This window comes from Halioglobus maricola (assembly GCF_009388985.1).
GTDB lineage: Bacteria > Pseudomonadota > Gammaproteobacteria > Pseudomonadales > Halieaceae > Halioglobus > Halioglobus maricola.
The window spans coordinates 2,842,337-2,857,017 of record NZ_CP036422.1 but is presented as its reverse complement, the minus strand read 5'-3'; the positions used below and the strand labels follow the sequence as shown (position 1 = coordinate 2,857,017).

At 57.4% G+C, this 14,681-nt stretch carries 15 protein-coding genes; 6 read left to right on the top strand and 9 right to left on the bottom strand.

What is annotated here, in order from left to right:
• Positions 1–7 precede the first annotated feature (7 nt).
• Genes EY643_RS13030 through EY643_RS13015 form a run of 4 tightly spaced genes read left to right on the top strand, consistent with a single transcriptional unit; the run spans position 8 to position 4,372 of the window.
• On the top strand, positions 8–880 hold the full coding sequence (locus EY643_RS13030) for an NAD(P)-dependent oxidoreductase (RefSeq protein WP_153239647.1): 873 nt from the start codon (positions 8–10) through the stop codon (positions 878–880).
• Between the two features lie 15 nt (positions 881–895).
• The gene (locus EY643_RS13025; protein WP_153239646.1) at positions 896–2,206 is read left to right on the top strand and encodes a M18 family aminopeptidase; all 1,311 of its coding nucleotides are present in this window, start codon (positions 896–898) and stop codon (positions 2,204–2,206) included.
• Positions 2,207–3,310, top strand: coding sequence for a tRNA-queuosine alpha-mannosyltransferase domain-containing protein (locus EY643_RS13020; protein WP_153239645.1), 1,104 nt, complete (start codon positions 2,207–2,209; stop codon positions 3,308–3,310). It begins immediately after the preceding gene.
• Positions 3,311–3,364: 54 nt separating this feature from the next.
• Positions 3,365–4,372 carry a tryptophan--tRNA ligase gene (locus EY643_RS13015; protein WP_153239644.1) on the top strand — a complete coding sequence of 336 codons (1,008 nt, stop codon included), beginning with the start codon at positions 3,365–3,367 and terminating at the stop codon, positions 4,370–4,372.
• A 78-nt stretch (positions 4,373–4,450) separates the two neighbouring features.
• Here the strand turns inward: EY643_RS13015 and tal are convergent, their stop codons facing one another.
• From tal to EY643_RS13000, 3 genes are all read right to left on the bottom strand, one after another.
• On the bottom strand, positions 4,451–5,404 hold the full coding sequence (gene tal, locus EY643_RS13010; RefSeq protein WP_153239643.1) for a transaldolase: 954 nt from the start codon (positions 5,402–5,404) through the stop codon (positions 4,451–4,453).
• A gap of 10 nt (positions 5,405–5,414) precedes the next feature.
• Complete coding sequence (gene dusA / locus EY643_RS13005; RefSeq protein WP_153239642.1) at positions 5,415–6,461, bottom strand: tRNA dihydrouridine(20/20a) synthase DusA; 1,047 nt, start codon at positions 6,459–6,461, stop codon at positions 5,415–5,417.
• A gap of 86 nt (positions 6,462–6,547) precedes the next feature.
• Positions 6,548–6,967, bottom strand: coding sequence for a hypothetical protein (locus EY643_RS13000; protein WP_153239641.1), 420 nt, complete (start codon positions 6,965–6,967; stop codon positions 6,548–6,550).
• A gap of 158 nt (positions 6,968–7,125) precedes the next feature.
• On the opposite strand from EY643_RS13000, the gene EY643_RS12995 reads away from it, so the two are divergent.
• Positions 7,126–8,295 (top strand): aromatic ring-hydroxylating dioxygenase subunit alpha, encoded by a 1,170-nt coding sequence (locus EY643_RS12995; protein ID WP_153239640.1) that lies wholly within the window; start codon positions 7,126–7,128, stop codon positions 8,293–8,295.
• Here the strand turns inward: EY643_RS12995 and EY643_RS12990 are convergent.
• From EY643_RS12990 to EY643_RS12975, 4 genes are read right to left on the bottom strand one after another with little or no spacing between them, the layout of a single operon-like run.
• Positions 8,282–9,289, bottom strand: coding sequence for a hypothetical protein (locus tag EY643_RS12990; protein WP_153239639.1), 1,008 nt, complete (start codon positions 9,287–9,289; stop codon positions 8,282–8,284). The two genes, EY643_RS12995 and EY643_RS12990, sit on opposite strands and share 14 nt — an antisense overlap.
• Before the next feature lie 7 nt (positions 9,290–9,296).
• Positions 9,297–10,334 carry an alpha/beta hydrolase family protein gene (locus tag EY643_RS12985; RefSeq protein WP_153239638.1) on the bottom strand — a complete coding sequence of 346 codons (1,038 nt, stop codon included), beginning with the start codon at positions 10,332–10,334 and terminating at the stop codon, positions 9,297–9,299.
• Positions 10,331–11,281: an alpha/beta fold hydrolase gene (locus tag EY643_RS12980; protein WP_153239637.1), complete on the bottom strand. Its 951-nt coding sequence runs from the start codon at positions 11,279–11,281 to the stop codon at positions 10,331–10,333. Before EY643_RS12980 ends, EY643_RS12985 begins: the two co-directional genes overlap by 4 nt.
• A 4-nt stretch (positions 11,282–11,285) precedes the next feature.
• On the bottom strand, positions 11,286–12,161 hold the full coding sequence (locus tag EY643_RS12975) for an isocitrate lyase/PEP mutase family protein (protein ID WP_153239636.1): 876 nt from the start codon (positions 12,159–12,161) through the stop codon (positions 11,286–11,288).
• Positions 12,162–12,245: 84 nt separating this feature from the next.
• On the opposite strand from EY643_RS12975, the gene EY643_RS12970 reads away from it, so the two are divergent.
• Entirely contained in the window at positions 12,246–12,884 is a 639-nt protein-coding gene (locus EY643_RS12970) for a glutathione S-transferase family protein (RefSeq protein WP_153239635.1), read from the top strand.
• Here EY643_RS12970 and EY643_RS12965 read toward each other — a convergent pair.
• Positions 12,881–13,552 (bottom strand): Crp/Fnr family transcriptional regulator, encoded by a 672-nt coding sequence (locus tag EY643_RS12965; protein WP_170287392.1) that lies wholly within the window; start codon positions 13,550–13,552, stop codon positions 12,881–12,883. The two genes, EY643_RS12970 and EY643_RS12965, sit on opposite strands and share 4 nt — an antisense overlap.
• 80 nt (positions 13,553–13,632) lie before the next feature.
• On the bottom strand, positions 13,633–14,607 hold the full coding sequence (locus EY643_RS12960) for a hypothetical protein (protein ID WP_153239633.1): 975 nt from the start codon (positions 14,605–14,607) through the stop codon (positions 13,633–13,635).
• Positions 14,608–14,681: the final 74 nt, after the last annotated feature.

The following is a 14,681-nucleotide window of genomic DNA, read 5'->3' as shown; positions in this document are numbered from 1 at the left end:
ACTACCTATGAAGCTCGCATTTATCGGCCTGGGTGTTATGGGCTATCCGATGGCCGGCCACCTGCAACAGGCTGGGCACGATGTGACGGTTTACAACCGCACGAGCAGTAAGGCGGAGGCCTGGGTGAAGGAATACCATGGCGCCATGGCAACCACACCGGCAGCCGCGGCTACCGGCGCCAGCATTGCCTTTATCTGCGTCGGCAACGACGATGATGTCCGCAGCGTGGTGCTGGGCGATGAAGGCGTGATGGCGGGTCTTAGGGCTGGCGCAAGCATCGTGGATCACACCACCGCATCAGCAGAACTGGCGCGCGACCTGGCAAACGCGGCGGCCACAGCCGGTATTGGCTTTTTGGATGCGCCGGTCTCAGGGGGGCAAGCGGGGGCAGAGAACGGTGCTCTGACGATTATGGTGGGTGGTGAGGCCGAGACGTTTACCGATGCTGAGCCTGTACTCCAGTGCTACGCGCGCTGCGCTCGCTTACTAGGCCCCTGCGGCAGTGGTCAATTGGCCAAGATGGTGAATCAGATTTGTATCGCCGGTGTGGTTCAGGGCCTCGCCGAGGCGCTTGAATTTTCTGAACAAGCGGGCCTGGATTCCGCCGGCGTCGTCGAGGTGATTTCCCAGGGTGCTGCGCAATCCTGGCAAATGGAGAATCGCTACCAGACTATGCTCGCTGGCGAATACGAGCACGGATTTGCCGTCGATTGGATGCGCAAGGATCTCGGTATGGTGCTGGCCGAGGCAGGCAGGCTGGGGTTGGATTTGCCAGTGACCGAGTTGGTCGACAGTTATTATGCCGACGTGCAGACGATGGGCGGTGGTCGCTGGGATACGTCCAGCCTGTTCGCCAGAATGCGCCAACGCAGTAAGTAGACCGAGGAATTTTTGATGGAAAACGCGCAACAGTTTAATGACGATCTCTGCCAGTTTCTGACAGTGGCCACCACACCGTTTCACGCCGTCGCTGAGATGGCCAGGCGCTTGCAGGCAGCGGGTTACAGCCCACTGGCTGAAGACGCTGACTGGTCGCTCAAAGCCGGTGGTCGCTACTACGTAATTCGCAATGGCAGCTCCATTATCGCCTTCGGCATCGGGACCGATGCTGGCCCCGTAGAAGGGGTACGCATGGTTGGCGCTCACACTGACAGTCCCTGCCTGATGGTTAAGCCGGCGCCTGAGCGGCAGTCTCACGGCTACTTCCAGCTCGGTGTGGAGGTTTACGGCGGGGCGCTTCTGAATCCCTGGTTTGACAGGGACCTGTCGCTGGCGGGACGTGTGTCGTTCCAGTGTGCCGGTGGCGCCTTGCGCACCGCACTGATCGATTTTCGCCGGGCCATCGCTACCGTGCCCAGTCTGGCTATTCATCTGGATCGTGAGGCGAACAAGAGCCGCAGCGTGAATCCGCAGAAAGACATTCCCCCTCTGTTGTGCCAACTGGGAGAGGGTGAGAAAGCCGATTTCCGCGACATTCTGCGCGCGCAGCTGCTGGAGGAGCACCCGGATTGCGCCGTGGACAAGGTATTGGACTATGAGCTTTGTTTTTACGATACCCAGGCGGCCGCTGTTATCGGTCTTCAGGGAGATTTTCTGGCGTCCGCGCGGCTCGACAACCTGTTGAGCTGCTATACCGGACTGCAGGCGCTGCTTCAGTGGGACGGCAAGGCAACGGTGCTGTTGGTGTGTAACGATCACGAGGAGGTGGGTAGCCTGTCCGCTGCCGGTGCCCAGGGGCCGATGCTGGGGAGTGTGTTGAAACGCATTGCCGGCGATTTGGCGGGTTACAGCGCGCTTACCGAGCGTTCAATGATGATTTCCGCAGATAATGCTCACGGTATTCATCCCAACTACGCCGATCGTCATGACGAGAATCACGGGCCGCTGCTCAATGCGGGCCCGGTAATCAAGATCAACAGCAATCAGCGCTACGCTTCCAATAGTGAGACGACCGGTATGTACCGAATGCTCGCGGCGGCAGAGGGCGTGCCCGTGCAGTCATTCGTGGTGCGGACAGATATGGCCTGCGGCAGTACGATCGGTCCGATCACTGCCGGCGAAGTAGGCGTCCGCACGCTTGATATTGGTGTACCCACCTTCGGTATGCATTCCATTCGGGAGCTCGCCGGTACCCAGGATGCCTACAATCTTTCGCGCGTGCTGCGCCGCTACTACAACTTTGCGGGGCCTTTGGCCGCAAGTTAGATGCGAGTCTTACTGCTTTCGGCCTATGCCGCCCAAAGCCATCGTTACTGGCAGCGTGGGCTGAAGCAGATGTTTACCGACTGGGCCTGGACCGAACTGGAACTACCGCCTCGCTACTTCAGTTGGAGGATGCGTGGAAACCCGCTCACCTGGTCCCAGACTGAGCGCGCCACCCTGGAGCAGGGTTACGATTTACTGGTAGCAACGTCCATGGTTGATCTAGCGACTCTCCGTGGTCTGGTGCCCGCGCTTACCCGCATTCCTACGGTGCTCTATTTTCACGAAAACCAGTTTGAGTATCCGCAGGATCGGCAGCAGCACAATTTGTTGGAAGCACAGATGGTCAGCCTTTACGCTGCGCTTGCGGCAGACTGCCTGTTGTTTAACTCTGGCTACAACCGGGACACGTTTCTGGCAGGTGTCGATACCTTGCTCAGTCGCATGCCAGATCATGTGCCCAGTGGTATCCCAGGTCAGTTGGCAACGCGCGCCGAAGTGTTGCCAGTGCCGCTGCTGGCCGGGCCGGAAATTATTGAACCAGGGGAGTGGCCGGGGCGTGAGGGCGTTTATCCCCAGCGGCCTTTACGGTTGCTGTGGAGCGCGCGCTTTGAGCACGACAAGGGTGGCGAGGAGCTGGCGGCAATACTGGCTGGACTCGAGGTGGCAGAACTGGATTATGAGCTGGCGCTAACCGGCCAGCAGTTCCGCAATTCACCCGCGGTGTTCGAGCAGATAGCGGTGGATTTTGCCCACCGTTTGGTGAGTTTTGGTTATGTCGAGTCGCTAGCTGAGTTTCATACTCTGCAGCGCAACGCCGATATCGTGTTGTCGACGGCACAACATGAGTTTCAGGGCCTTGCGGTGATGGAGGCAGCGGCGGCGGGATGTGTCCCGGTGGTGCCGAACAGCTTGGCCTATCCGGAGATTTATCCGGCCGAACTTTGCTACGGTTCGATCGAAGACGCCATCGCCCTGACCCTGCAGTTGGCGGCGGAGATGCGCTCCGGGGCCGTGCGGGCCTGTGATCTGGATGCCTATCAACAGCATGCATTGCAGCCGCGCTACCGACGTATTTTCCAGTCCCTCGCAGCCACGGCAGGATAGCCAGCCGCAGCCACAGTCGGTATCATTGCGCCTTTTTCTCAAGGGGCATTCTCCATGGCCAAACAGCGGGTTCTCACTGGCATCACTACGACCGGTACCCCCCACCTGGGTAACTATGTCGGCGCCATTCGTCCGGCCATCGAGGCATCCCGGGACGCGTCCATGGAGTCGTTCTTCTTTCTGGCCGACTATCACGCCCTTATCAAGTGCCAGGACCCGGCCCTTGTGCGCCAGTCGACCAAGGAAATCGCCGCTACCTGGCTCGCGCTAGGTCTGGATACCGACAAGGCAGTGTTCTATCGCCAGTCGGATATCCCCGAGATTCCCGAGCTTACCTGGGTCCTTAACTGCAACGCCGCCAAGGGGCTGATGAACCGCGCCCATGCCTATAAAGCGGCAGTCCAGGCCAACGAAGAAGCGGGGGAAGACCCTGATTTCGCGGTGACCATGGGCTTGTTCAGTTATCCGGTGCTGATGGCAGCGGACATTCTGATGTTCAATGCGCACCATATTCCCGTGGGCAAGGACCAGATCCAGCATGTAGAAATGGCGCGCGATATTGCGGGCCGGTTTAATCATAACTTTGCTGATGTATTTACCCTGCCCGAGGCCGTGGTCGATGACAGCGTGGCTGTGCTTCAGGGTCTTGATGGACGCAAGATGTCCAAGAGCTATAGCAATACGATTCCGCTGTTCCTCACTGAAAAGCAGTTGAAAAAGCACATCAACAAGATCAAGACCAATCTGCTTGAGCCGGGTGAACCGAAAGATCCGGATGACTCAACAGTGTTCCAGGTCTGGTCGGCCTTTGCGGATGAGGCCGAGACTGCGCGCATGCGTGGTGAGTTTGAGAAGGGTATTGCCTGGGGAGAGGCGAAGAAACAGCTGTTTGAGTTGGTTAATGCTGAAATTGGGGAGGCTCGGGAGCGTTATACCCAGTTGATGGATGATCCTGGGTACATTGAGGAGACTCTGCTCAAGGGCGCCGAGCGTGCGAGAGAGCATTCTTCGGCGCTTATTGCAAAGGTTCGTGAGGCTGTAGGTATCTCGGCCATACGCTAGATATTTTCGGTCTAATCGCTGCTTCGATGGCGGTTCGGGGTTTCCTCGCGCCCGAAGCAGCTCTTTTCCACTCAGAGGCTACCGCGCGGCGATCAGCTGCTCGAGCTTGATCTGATCTGCAACGAAGTTGCGGATACCGTCGGCGAGTTTTTCTGTGGCCATGGCATCGGCGTTCAAGTCGAAACGGAAGCCGGCTTCAGAGGGGCTGTGTTTGGCGACATCGGAGCTGGCGCCGTCGGCGGACAGCTGGCGAGGCAGTTCGCCGTTGTCAGCAGCCAGCTCTTCCAGTAGCGCGGGGCTGATAGTGAGGCGGTCACAGCCGGCCAGTGCTTCAATTTCGCCGGTGTTGCGGAAACTGGCGCCCATTACCACGGTATCGTAACCATGCTGCTTGTAGTAGTCGTAGATGCGGCTCACCGACTGCACGCCGGGATCGTCTTGTGGTTTCTCGATGACGACATCGGTGTTCGCTTTGTACCAATCCAGAATGCGCCCCACAAAGGGTGAAATCAGAAAGACGCCAGCATCGGCACAAGCGACGGCCTGGCCGAAGCCGAACAGCAGAGTGAGGTTGCAGTTGATGCCTTCCTTCTCAAGTTCCGCTGCAGCGCGAATCCCTTCCCAGGTAGAGGCAGCTTTGATCAGGATGCGCTCGCGGCCGATGCCGGCCTCTTCGTACATGCCGATCAGTTTGCGGGCTTTGTTTTTGGTCGCTTCGGCGTCAAAGGAGAGTCGTGCATCCACTTCGGTGGAGATGCGGCCTGGAATGATCGCGAGGATTTCCTTGCCCACGTCTACGGCGAAACGGTCGCAGCAATTGCTGAGCTGTTCACTGTTAGAGCCTCCCTGGCTCGTCGCCCATGCCTTGGCCTGGTCGAGCAGATCCGCGTAATGGGGCAGGGCAGCTGCTTTGAGAAGCAGGGACGGATTGGTGGTAGCGTCAAGCGGCGCGAAGCGCTTGATAGCTTCGATATCGCCGGTGTCAGCCACGACGTCGGTCATGGCCTTTAGTTGGTCCAGTTTACTGGTCATCGATGAGTTCCTATCGGTCTGTGCTGAACTCGATTGCAGTTGGCTGCCGGTTTCGGGTGGCGGCGTAAGCTTCCGCCGCCTGTACCAGTCTGTGTGCCTCGGTTAGTACCTCAAGTCCCGCTTGTGGTTTGTAAGCGTTTTCACTGAGATGACGCCTGAACTTCCTCGCTCCCGGTACCCCCTGGTAGAGGCCGAGAATGTGCCGGGTGATGTGATTCAGATGGGCGCCGCCTTCGAGCTGATCAGCCACGTAGGACAGCAAACCAGCGACGACATCATCGCGGGATTGGGCCGGTTTGTCCATCCCGTATAGGGCGGCGTCCACTTCCGCCAGCATCCAGGGGTTCTGGTAGGCCTCGCGGCCGATCATTACCCCGTCGACATGCTGCAGGTGCTCAGCGCACTCAGTCAGGCTTTTGATGCCGCCATTAATGACAATGTCCAACTGCGGCAGGTCTTGTTTCAGCTGATACACCCAGGGGTAGTTGAGCGGCGGGATTTCGCGGTTTTCCTTGGGCGACAGGCCCTGTAACCAGGCTTTGCGGGCGTGCACGATAAACACTTCGCAGCCGGCGTCTGCGATGGGGCCAACAAAGTCCAGCAGCTCTTGATACGATTCCATGTCGTCAATGCCAATCCGGTGTTTTACCGTGACCGGGAGGTCGCAGGCGTCAAGCATGGCCTTGACACCATCGGCTACCAGCTGCGGCTGGGCCATGAGGCAGGCGCCGAACATGCCTGACTGCACCCTGTCGGAGGGGCAGCCGCAGTTCAGGTTGACCTCGTCGTAGCCCCATTCCTCGGCCCATTTTGCACATTGTGCGAGGTCTGCCGGATTGGAACCTCCGAGCTGCAGTGCGACAGGGTGCTCTGCGGTGTCGAAATCCAGAAATCGATCGCGTTCACCATGGATCAGAGCGCCGGTAGTGACCATCTCGGTATAGAGCAAAGCCTGACGGCTCATCAGGCGCCAGAAGTAGCGGCAGTGACGATCGCTCCAGTCGAGCATCGGCGCTATCGAGATGCGGCGATCAAGTTTGTTGGGTACTGCGGGCATATGTGCTCTCAAGGTCCAAGAGCGGCGATTTTACCTGAAAAAAAGCCGCCCAGGGGGGGCGGCTAAGAGGGGATATAGGACCCGGGTTAAATAGTCAGTTCAGCGATTTCGTTGTTGCGTACTTTAGCTACCTGCTCGCCAACTTCGTTCAGTTCGAGATCCGTGCGATTGTTGCGCACAGTGAGATCGTATTCGACATAGTGCACCTGGCCTGGCTTGAGGTTGAGTTCAAGGGAGGGGGAGCCTTGCAAGCTGGAGGAGAGCACGAAGGTACCAGCCTCGCGTTTGATCACGATGGCTTCGCCCGCGGCGATCCGTCCCTGATTGCGCTGTTCTGCGCGAACATCAAATTTGATGCCACGGCTGCGGACGCTGTCATCGTTGCGGTACACGATGACGGTAGCGGTTTCTGCACCCTCAGCTGCAGCGGTGTCAGTAGCGGCGGTAGACAGCTGGGCGCAGGTGAGTCCGATAGTTGCTGTCAGTAGGGCCAGAAGTGTTTTCATTGGAGCATCTCCGTGTTGGTTTGCCAGAGATACGGGTTGTCGACGAGTATCGGTTCACTTGCGGGGAAAAAAATTGCTGCTTCAATGAATATAGCTGCGTACAGTGATCCAATGGTGACGCGAACACGTAGGGTTTATAATAAAGAGGGGAATAACCGATGCTGGTAAATCTGTGGTACGTGGCCGAATGGTCCGACAAGGTGAAGGATAAGCCGGTGAGAGCAAAATTGCTGGGTCAGAATTTTGTTCTCTTTCGCGATAGCCAGGGTAAAGCTCACTGCCTGAGTGATGTGTGTATTCACCGCGGCGGCGCCCTTTCCGGGGGTTGGACTACCGAGCGCGATTGCGTTGCCTGCCCCTATCACGGGTGGGAGTTCGATCCTGAGGGTAAAGTTCAGTTTATCCCTTCCCGTGGCGAAGGGGGCGACGTGCCTGAACGCGCCCGTATCGATGCCTATCCTACCGAGGAACGCTACGGCATGATCTGGGTGTTTATGGGCGACCTGGATGAAGCGGATCGCTATCCCATTCCCCCATTTCCGGAGTATGAAGACCGCGCCAATTGGCGGCCCATTTATACCGAGTTCAGCTGGAATGCCGAGGTGAATCGGGTCGTAGAAAATGGTATCGACATTGCCCACACGTCTTTTGTGCATCCAGGATTCGGCTACCGGGAGATGGCCGATAAAAATCACATCACCAAAATGGAGCGTACTGAGTACTCCGGTACATCGTCCTGCGTACTCTATCCTCCTCCACTGGAAGGGGGGATGGGCCTGAATAAATTCTTCCGCAAGGACAAAGCAGAGACCCACGTACACCCGTCTTTCTACCTGCCAGGACACACAGTGCGCTTACACATCCAGGTGAATTCCTGGATGTCGATGATCATTTTTGACTGCAATACGCCGATAGATGAGCACACGACACGGTCGTTCGTGGTGCAGGTTCGCAATTTCTTCAAATGGGGCATGTTCGATGGCGGTTCGGTCAAGCGTACCTTAAAGGTATTTCAGGAAGACGCCGATATTGTCGAAGCACTGTCGCCGCATTATCTTCCGGAGTCACTAGAGAGCGAAGTCTCAGTGGAGCAGGACAAGTTCATGGGCGCCTGGCGCAAGGTGCGCAAGGTGCATGTCGAAGAAAAGGGTTGGAAAATCGATCACAAGGCGATGCAGCCCTACGAAGGCGAAAAGATTTTCACTATTCCTTCGCCCGCCAGGCGGCGCAATCCCGAGTTGCGCTGGGCATTGGAAACGGTGCCATTGGTGCCCGCTACCAACGCGCCTTCTGGCCCGGACAATTTAGTCAGTATCAGCGAGGGCTAGTATCCGGGCGCGGTGGTTTGAGCCGGCGAGCCAGCATGAGTAGCAGCCAGATTACGCCCGCGCAGATGAAGACGAGTGCGTATTCCGCGCCAGGGATACGCAACACCTCTATCCATTCAGATCCCTTCCCCCAATAGTGTGCCACTACAGCGGCGATGTAGCCGATAGCGAGTAGCCACCGGGTGCGATTGCCGAGCCCGATACCATGTATCTGGGTGATGACGAAGATCGCCAAAAACCCGAACAGGAACATCGGCCACATTTCGCCCTGGATCGACAGGTAGGCCACCATCGCGCCATGCAAGACGACAAAGGCCTCGAGCAGTAAGGTCCAGTAGCGATTGCGATGTGCGCGGGTGAAAAACAGGCTGCCCTGCATCAGGAGCATCAGCGTGTAGAACGTGCCCAGCAGATGGCCGAGGGTGTCCTCGATGGGATGGAACCAGAAGGTGTAGACGATTGCCCAGGAGAAGTAATAGCCGTGGTACTTTCGCAGGAACCCTCCCGGCCCGTTAAGAAAGTTCAGTTTTAGTCCAAAGAACAGCCCTCGCCGGCTGTTTTCCATCAGCAGGATAAAGACCAGCATAAAGATGACTGAGAATTGCGAGGACATCACATGGGTGTCCTGGGCGAGGCCGTCGTAAAAGAACTTCGTCTGGCCGATGTGCAGTAGTACGAAAACCAGATTAAGTGTCAGGGCGGCGATGTTTACAGGATGGAGAGCAGCGGTATAGCCAGGTCGTTTCGCCTGGGCCCAGGCAATCACGCTCCATAGGCCCAGCTGGTGCAGGGCGTACAGGCTCCAGGCTGAGAAACGCGACCAGAAATCAGGGTGTTGCAGCTTCCAGTAATACCAGTGAACGCCCTGATCCGGCACAAACATGTCCGGCGTGCTGAAGGGCGCCAGAGCCAGAATAAGCCCCATGATCGCTATGCAACCGCCCAGCCCTGTTATGTATATCCACCGCATGGAATCTGTACGCAAGTTGGACATGGCCAGATCAGCGTCGGTCTAGCCGAGCGAAGCCGTCGCTTACCTCGGCCATCCGGTCTTTCTGCAATGCGGCCCATGCTAACGGCAGATTCTTCAGATAGGCATCGAGGAATGCCACGCCCATCGCGTTGACCATCCGGAGAGCGTCATGCTGCGGCTCCGCCTCGCGTTCAGGTCGGCATATCAAATTTCCCAGATAGTGGTCTGCACCGTCGATCACGAGCGCGTATTTGTCGCCAGCCGGCGACCGATCATGCGACATCAAGTGCATTCGGTAGTCCGTCCAGAAGCCTTTCTGCACGTCCCATGTGCCGGTGGTCACCAGTGTGGGGAGCCGCAGTTGGGTCCAGCTGTCTGCGGTGATGGTATCGAACATAGGGCCCGGCGGAGACAGGGCAAAAATGGCCTTCACCCGAGCATCGAAAGCATCGATATAGGCTTCCTGATCGGGGTTATATGCCGCCGCGCCGCCGAATTGTTGCGCACTGAAGGCGCCAAAGGAGTGGCCGGCCATGGCCAGTTTGTCGATGTCATACTTGCCGGCAAATGCCGGTGCCAAAGAGTCAATCTCGGTCAAGGCGTCCAGCAAGGCAATGACATCCTGCTGGCGCGCTTCAATCTGCCCGTACTGGCCCAGGCGCAGGCTCGCCACGATGCCGCCCACCATTGAACAGCAGTCGAGATGGTTGGGCGCAATAACTGCGTAGCCATGGCTCACAAGGTGTTCAATGACCCGATCGTAACTGTCTTTGCTGGAGAAGTTGCCGTGGGAGAAGACCAGCAAAGGATAGTCGCCACCGTGTGCGGGATAAACGAGGTTAAATGTCAGCTCACGACGCAGCGCTGTCTCCGGCAGCACCAGATCACGTGCAATACGTACCTCGTGTTCACCGGGCTGGGCGCCATACAGCGCGTCTATAGCAGCTGCCGGTGCTGAGAGGGGCTTGGCAGGGGGTAGCACGGGATCTTCACCACAGGCGGCCAACAATGTTGTCAGAAACAGGGCTAAAAGCGGAGACATAAGCCGAGCGGTAAGTACGTTCATTGCAGTGCCTCCCGCAGGAACGTGCGGGTATCGCGCGCCGACTCGGTCGGGATTTCTAACGGAATCACGTGGCCGATATCTGGATAAATCACTGTGTTTACTGACGCGGCCCCGGTCAGGGCATCGGCGTATTGGGCGACGTGTTCGACAGGCAGTTGAGGATTGTCCTCGCCCCACATGACGAGTGTGGGGGCCGTAATGCGGGCAAGGGTAGGGCGGATGTCACCTCGTTCCCAGGCCAGTAAACGATGGTACTCGGCCATGCGGTTGCCTTCCCTGCGATACATGCTGTGAAACTCGTGTAGCAATTCATCGGTGATGAGTGACTTGTCGACAACCGGGGCTTCGAGGAAGGGACGAAACAGTGATTCCGGCAGCAGGTACAGCAGGTGGCCGAACCACCCAGGCAATTCTTTTTCCATATACTTGTTGGTGACGCGTGGCATGCCCGGGGCATTCACAAGTACCAGCGCATTCACTTTGTTCGGGAAGCGGGCAGCGTAGTACCAGGCGAGGGCACCGCCTGTGCTCGAACCCGCGAGAGCAGTACGCTCTATATTCAGGTGTTTGAGCAGGCCATCCAATAGATCGGTACCGCGCTCGCGGGAGTAGTCTTCACTGGGATCCGGGCCTGTGAGGCCGTGGCTGGTGAGGTCGTAGCGAACAACAGTGAATTCTTCGCTGAGTGCGTCCACCCAGGGCTGCCACATGCGCATGGTATAAAAGTGAGAGTGCAGTAGCACCACGGGCGGGCCCTGTCCTTCGAGCTTGTAGCGCAGCTCGACGCCATCGATCTTGACTTGCTGCAGTCCGTCACCGCCGTAACGTGCTTCCAGGACCGCCACCGGCAGGTCGCGATTGCTCCAGGCCAGCCAGGCGATTCCGAGAGCCAGCGCCAGCATCACTAACAGAAATAGTTTGCCCAGCAGAGTCACTAATTGCCTCATCGCCTTATTCTCCGTAGCTATCGCCAGTTTCCAGAAGTTCGCCAGCTCCGAGAATACGGTTCATGTCGTCGAGTTGGAGCATCTCTTTGCGTCTGGCCATGGTGTCACCTTTCTCGCTGATGTGAGCGAGAAGATCCTGAGCAAGCGGGGTGAATCCGTGCAAGAGGGCCGCTGGATAAAGGGCTATGCGATACCCCAGCGATGCCAGTTCGTCGGCTTGCTCCACTGGCGTATTACCTCCCTCAACCAGGTTGTGGATAAGAGCTGCGCGCTTGCCGAATTGCGCGCCGATCTCACGCATCTGGTCCGTCGTTTGCGGCGCCTCGATGAACAGTGCATCGGCGCCGGCTTCCAGATAGCGCTCGGCGCGCTCCAGCGCGTCTTCGAAACCATTCACGCCGAGTGCGTCGGTGCGGGCAAACAGCAGGGTATCTGCGGACTCACGCGCGTCGAGCGCGGCTTTGATCTTGCCGACCATTTCCTCGGTTGGAATCACGTTCTTACCGACCATGTGACCGCAGCGTTTTGGCGCTACCTGGTCTTCCAACTGGAGTGCGCTGGCGCCGGCGCGTTCCAGATCGCGCACTGTGCGCTGCACGTTGAGAGCGTTGCCAAAGCCAGTGTCGATATCGATGATCAGAGGAAGAGCCACGCGATCGCGGAGGATTGCCACGGTTTCTGCGACTTCTGATGCGGTCACCAGGCCCATGTCGGGCCTGCCGAAACGGGCGAAGGACAGGCAGGCTCCGGAGAGGAAGGCCGCCTCGAACCCGGCCTGCTCCACCAGCAACGAGGACAAGCCATCGTAAACTCCCGGCACCTTTAGCAGCTCGGGCTGGCGCAGTCGCTCACGGAGAATCTTGCCTTGTGGATTGCTCATCTTTTTCCCCGGGGCTTGTGTTTGTTTTCGGGCCGCTCCATTCTAGCGAACCGATATTGTATTCCACCCAAGAAAGGCGGCACGATGAAACTGTACAACATGAATCACTCTCCCTATGCCACTCGCGTACGCATGTTGATTCGCAAAAAGGGTCTGGCAGTAGAGATTCTCGACCCTCCTGCGCCCACGGGAACGCCCGAGTTCATAGAGCAGTTTCCGCTGGGTAAAATTCCGGTTTTGGAATTGGATGATGGCAGCCAGTTACCCGATTCCTGGGTGATTATGGAGTATCTGGATGCCCTGTCCGGCACCCAATTGATTCCGGCAGAGCCTCTCGCACGAGCGCATATGCAACTTCTGGCGCGGTATGCTGATACATATCTGGGCCCGTTGGCATTGTTTCCGATGTTCCAGCGCGTGGTGCAGCCTGGCGGCACTGAAAATGCAGAAGAAGTGCTGGAAGCGCTGGACAAGGAGCTGGCCCGATTGGATCGCTTGTTGAACATGCTGCCAGATTTTGCCGATCGCGCAGTGCATGCAGGTGACATGGTGTTGGCTACCAATATGGAGTACGTGCTCATGCTCGCGCCCATGTTCGGTCGGGCAGAGCCGCTTGCTGAATATCCCGCCGCAGAGCGTTGGCAGCATTGGGTGAGTGGGGATGAGGATGTGCAAGCCTGCACGGCAGAGATGAAGCAGGCCGTAGCAGCATTCTTTGGCTAGTCCGCCAGGGCGAGTTCGGCAACCGCGTCCATGTCGATAATTTCGACAGTGTGCGCAGAGTAGATATCAATCAGCTTTTCGCGCTTGAGCTTGCCGAATGCACGGCTCACAGTTTCGATCGTTAATCCGAGATAGTCAGCGATATCCTGGCGGGTCATCACCAGATCTACCGTCCGGCAGTTGGGTACTGGTGCCCGATCTGACAGTTGCTTGAGCAGGAAGCACACACGTTCATGAGCTTTTTTCTGACCCAGGGCGAACACCTGGTCGAGTGTATGGGCGAGAATATTACCGCCGATACCACGCACGTTTTCCATTAACTGAGGGCATTTATCCTGCAGCGCCACAAAGGGCTTGAGCGGTATTTCCCTCACTTTCGACTGCTGTAGCGAAGACACCGTATAGTCGTAGTGTTGGTTGTGTGGAATGCCGATGAAATTCCCCGGCTGCATGAACGCCATGACCTGACGCCGGCCGGTCGAGGATGATCGCTCCATCATCAGCATGCCTTCTTCCAGCATATAGACAGATTTTGCCGGCGTGTGTTGGTGAAACAAGTAGTCGCCTGAATCCAGCAGACGGTGGGTCACCAGCTCGTCCAACTGGCCAGCGTCCTTCTGGTTGAGGCCGGAATAAATGGTAAGAGGCGTGTTTGTCTCGATGCTCAAAAGGGGTGATCCCACGGCGGTTTTGACCCCAGCATGGTAATGAGTTCGACGGCTGCTGGCCAGCCCCTGCTGAATGGCGGTCATCCTCGGTCTACGTAGGTAGGTGCAAGTACGTTTTCACCGGCCTCAAAGCGCAGTACGCCGAACAGTGTGTACTTTTCTTTTTGCGACTCGATCAATTGCCAGGCACAGACCAGCGTGTTGTCTTCGTCAACCACGGTTTCGCGAGACCACAGCTTGAGCGGCTCTCCATAAACATGGCGGATAGAGTACAGGTAGCGGCCATAGGACTTGCCGTTGCCGAACATGTCGGGGCCGTGAAACTGCTGGGTGTTGCCATTGCGCGTGCGCATGGCCGTCCATTTATGATTGACCACACCCTCCAGTTCGATGGTCTGCTCTGAGTGCAGCAGATTGATGGGGCGGTGGGTGATCGTGACTTTGTTGGTGCCGACCAGTTGCTGATTGGCGTCGTAAACCTCGAACTCCCCGCGATAGACACCCTCGTGTTTTACGGACAAGTTAAACGGCTTCTTGCCGTCCATCTTTTCCTTCTCCAGCCAGTCGCTGACTTGCTGCTGGGTGGCCGGGTTGGATTCGTGGTCCTGGGTGACGATGTACAGCCCATTGAAGACACCGACAATAGTGTCTCCTTCGAAGAGCTGGGAGGAATACACCTGCATGCCGAGTTCGGGCACCACATGGTTGACGGTGCGCAGGTTTACGTTCCAGCCCGGCGAGTAATAGTTGGAGTCAACCAGCAGGCCGTATGGGCGGCCTGAGCCAATAAAGTCCGGTCCGGTGTAGATGCGGTCCTGGTCAGAATCCACCACGCCAAATTCCATTCGCGCGCCGATCTCAAAACGGTCCATCAATGGGCCTGTGGCATCGAAGCGCGTCTCCATCCAGTAGGTGGTGCGGCCATCCTTGAACTCGCTGGCACGATTCACCTTATTGGTACCCACCCAGGTGCCGTCGCTTTCGAACAGGGAGGGGCAGCCGTGCCACTCGCCTTCGATCGCTTTTTGCCAGTTGCTCGGTTGTTTGTCGGACATGATGTTTCCTTGGATTCTCTGGAGAGTGGTATCTTCGCTTGGACTTGAACTGCGAACCTTGCCAATTATCAAAT

What these genes read in the sequence shown, in the direction of transcription:
- EY643_RS13030 (WP_153239647.1), top strand. Translation starts at nt 8, where the DNA reads ATGAAGCTCGCATTTATCGGCCTGGGTGTTATGGGCTATCCGATGGCC.
- EY643_RS13025 (WP_153239646.1), top strand. Translation starts at nt 896, where the DNA reads ATGGAAAACGCGCAACAGTTTAATGACGATCTCTGCCAGTTTCTGACA.
- EY643_RS13020 (WP_153239645.1), top strand. Translation starts at nt 2,207, where the DNA reads ATGCGAGTCTTACTGCTTTCGGCCTATGCCGCCCAAAGCCATCGTTAC.
- EY643_RS13015 (WP_153239644.1), top strand. Translation starts at nt 3,365, where the DNA reads ATGGCCAAACAGCGGGTTCTCACTGGCATCACTACGACCGGTACCCCC.
- tal (WP_153239643.1), bottom strand. Translation starts at nt 5,404, where the DNA reads ATGACCAGTAAACTGGACCAACTAAAGGCCATGACCGACGTCGTGGCT.
- dusA (WP_153239642.1), bottom strand. Translation starts at nt 6,461, where the DNA reads ATGCCCGCAGTACCCAACAAACTTGATCGCCGCATCTCGATAGCGCCG.
- EY643_RS13000 (WP_153239641.1), bottom strand. Translation starts at nt 6,967, where the DNA reads ATGAAAACACTTCTGGCCCTACTGACAGCAACTATCGGACTCACCTGC.
- EY643_RS12995 (WP_153239640.1), top strand. Translation starts at nt 7,126, where the DNA reads ATGCTGGTAAATCTGTGGTACGTGGCCGAATGGTCCGACAAGGTGAAG.
- EY643_RS12990 (WP_153239639.1), bottom strand. Translation starts at nt 9,289, where the DNA reads ATGTCCAACTTGCGTACAGATTCCATGCGGTGGATATACATAACAGGG.
- EY643_RS12985 (WP_153239638.1), bottom strand. Translation starts at nt 10,334, where the DNA reads ATGAACGTACTTACCGCTCGGCTTATGTCTCCGCTTTTAGCCCTGTTT.
- EY643_RS12980 (WP_153239637.1), bottom strand. Translation starts at nt 11,281, where the DNA reads ATGAGGCAATTAGTGACTCTGCTGGGCAAACTATTTCTGTTAGTGATG.
- EY643_RS12975 (WP_153239636.1), bottom strand. Translation starts at nt 12,161, where the DNA reads ATGAGCAATCCACAAGGCAAGATTCTCCGTGAGCGACTGCGCCAGCCC.
- EY643_RS12970 (WP_153239635.1), top strand. Translation starts at nt 12,246, where the DNA reads ATGAAACTGTACAACATGAATCACTCTCCCTATGCCACTCGCGTACGC.
- EY643_RS12960 (WP_153239633.1), bottom strand. Translation starts at nt 14,607, where the DNA reads ATGTCCGACAAACAACCGAGCAACTGGCAAAAAGCGATCGAAGGCGAG.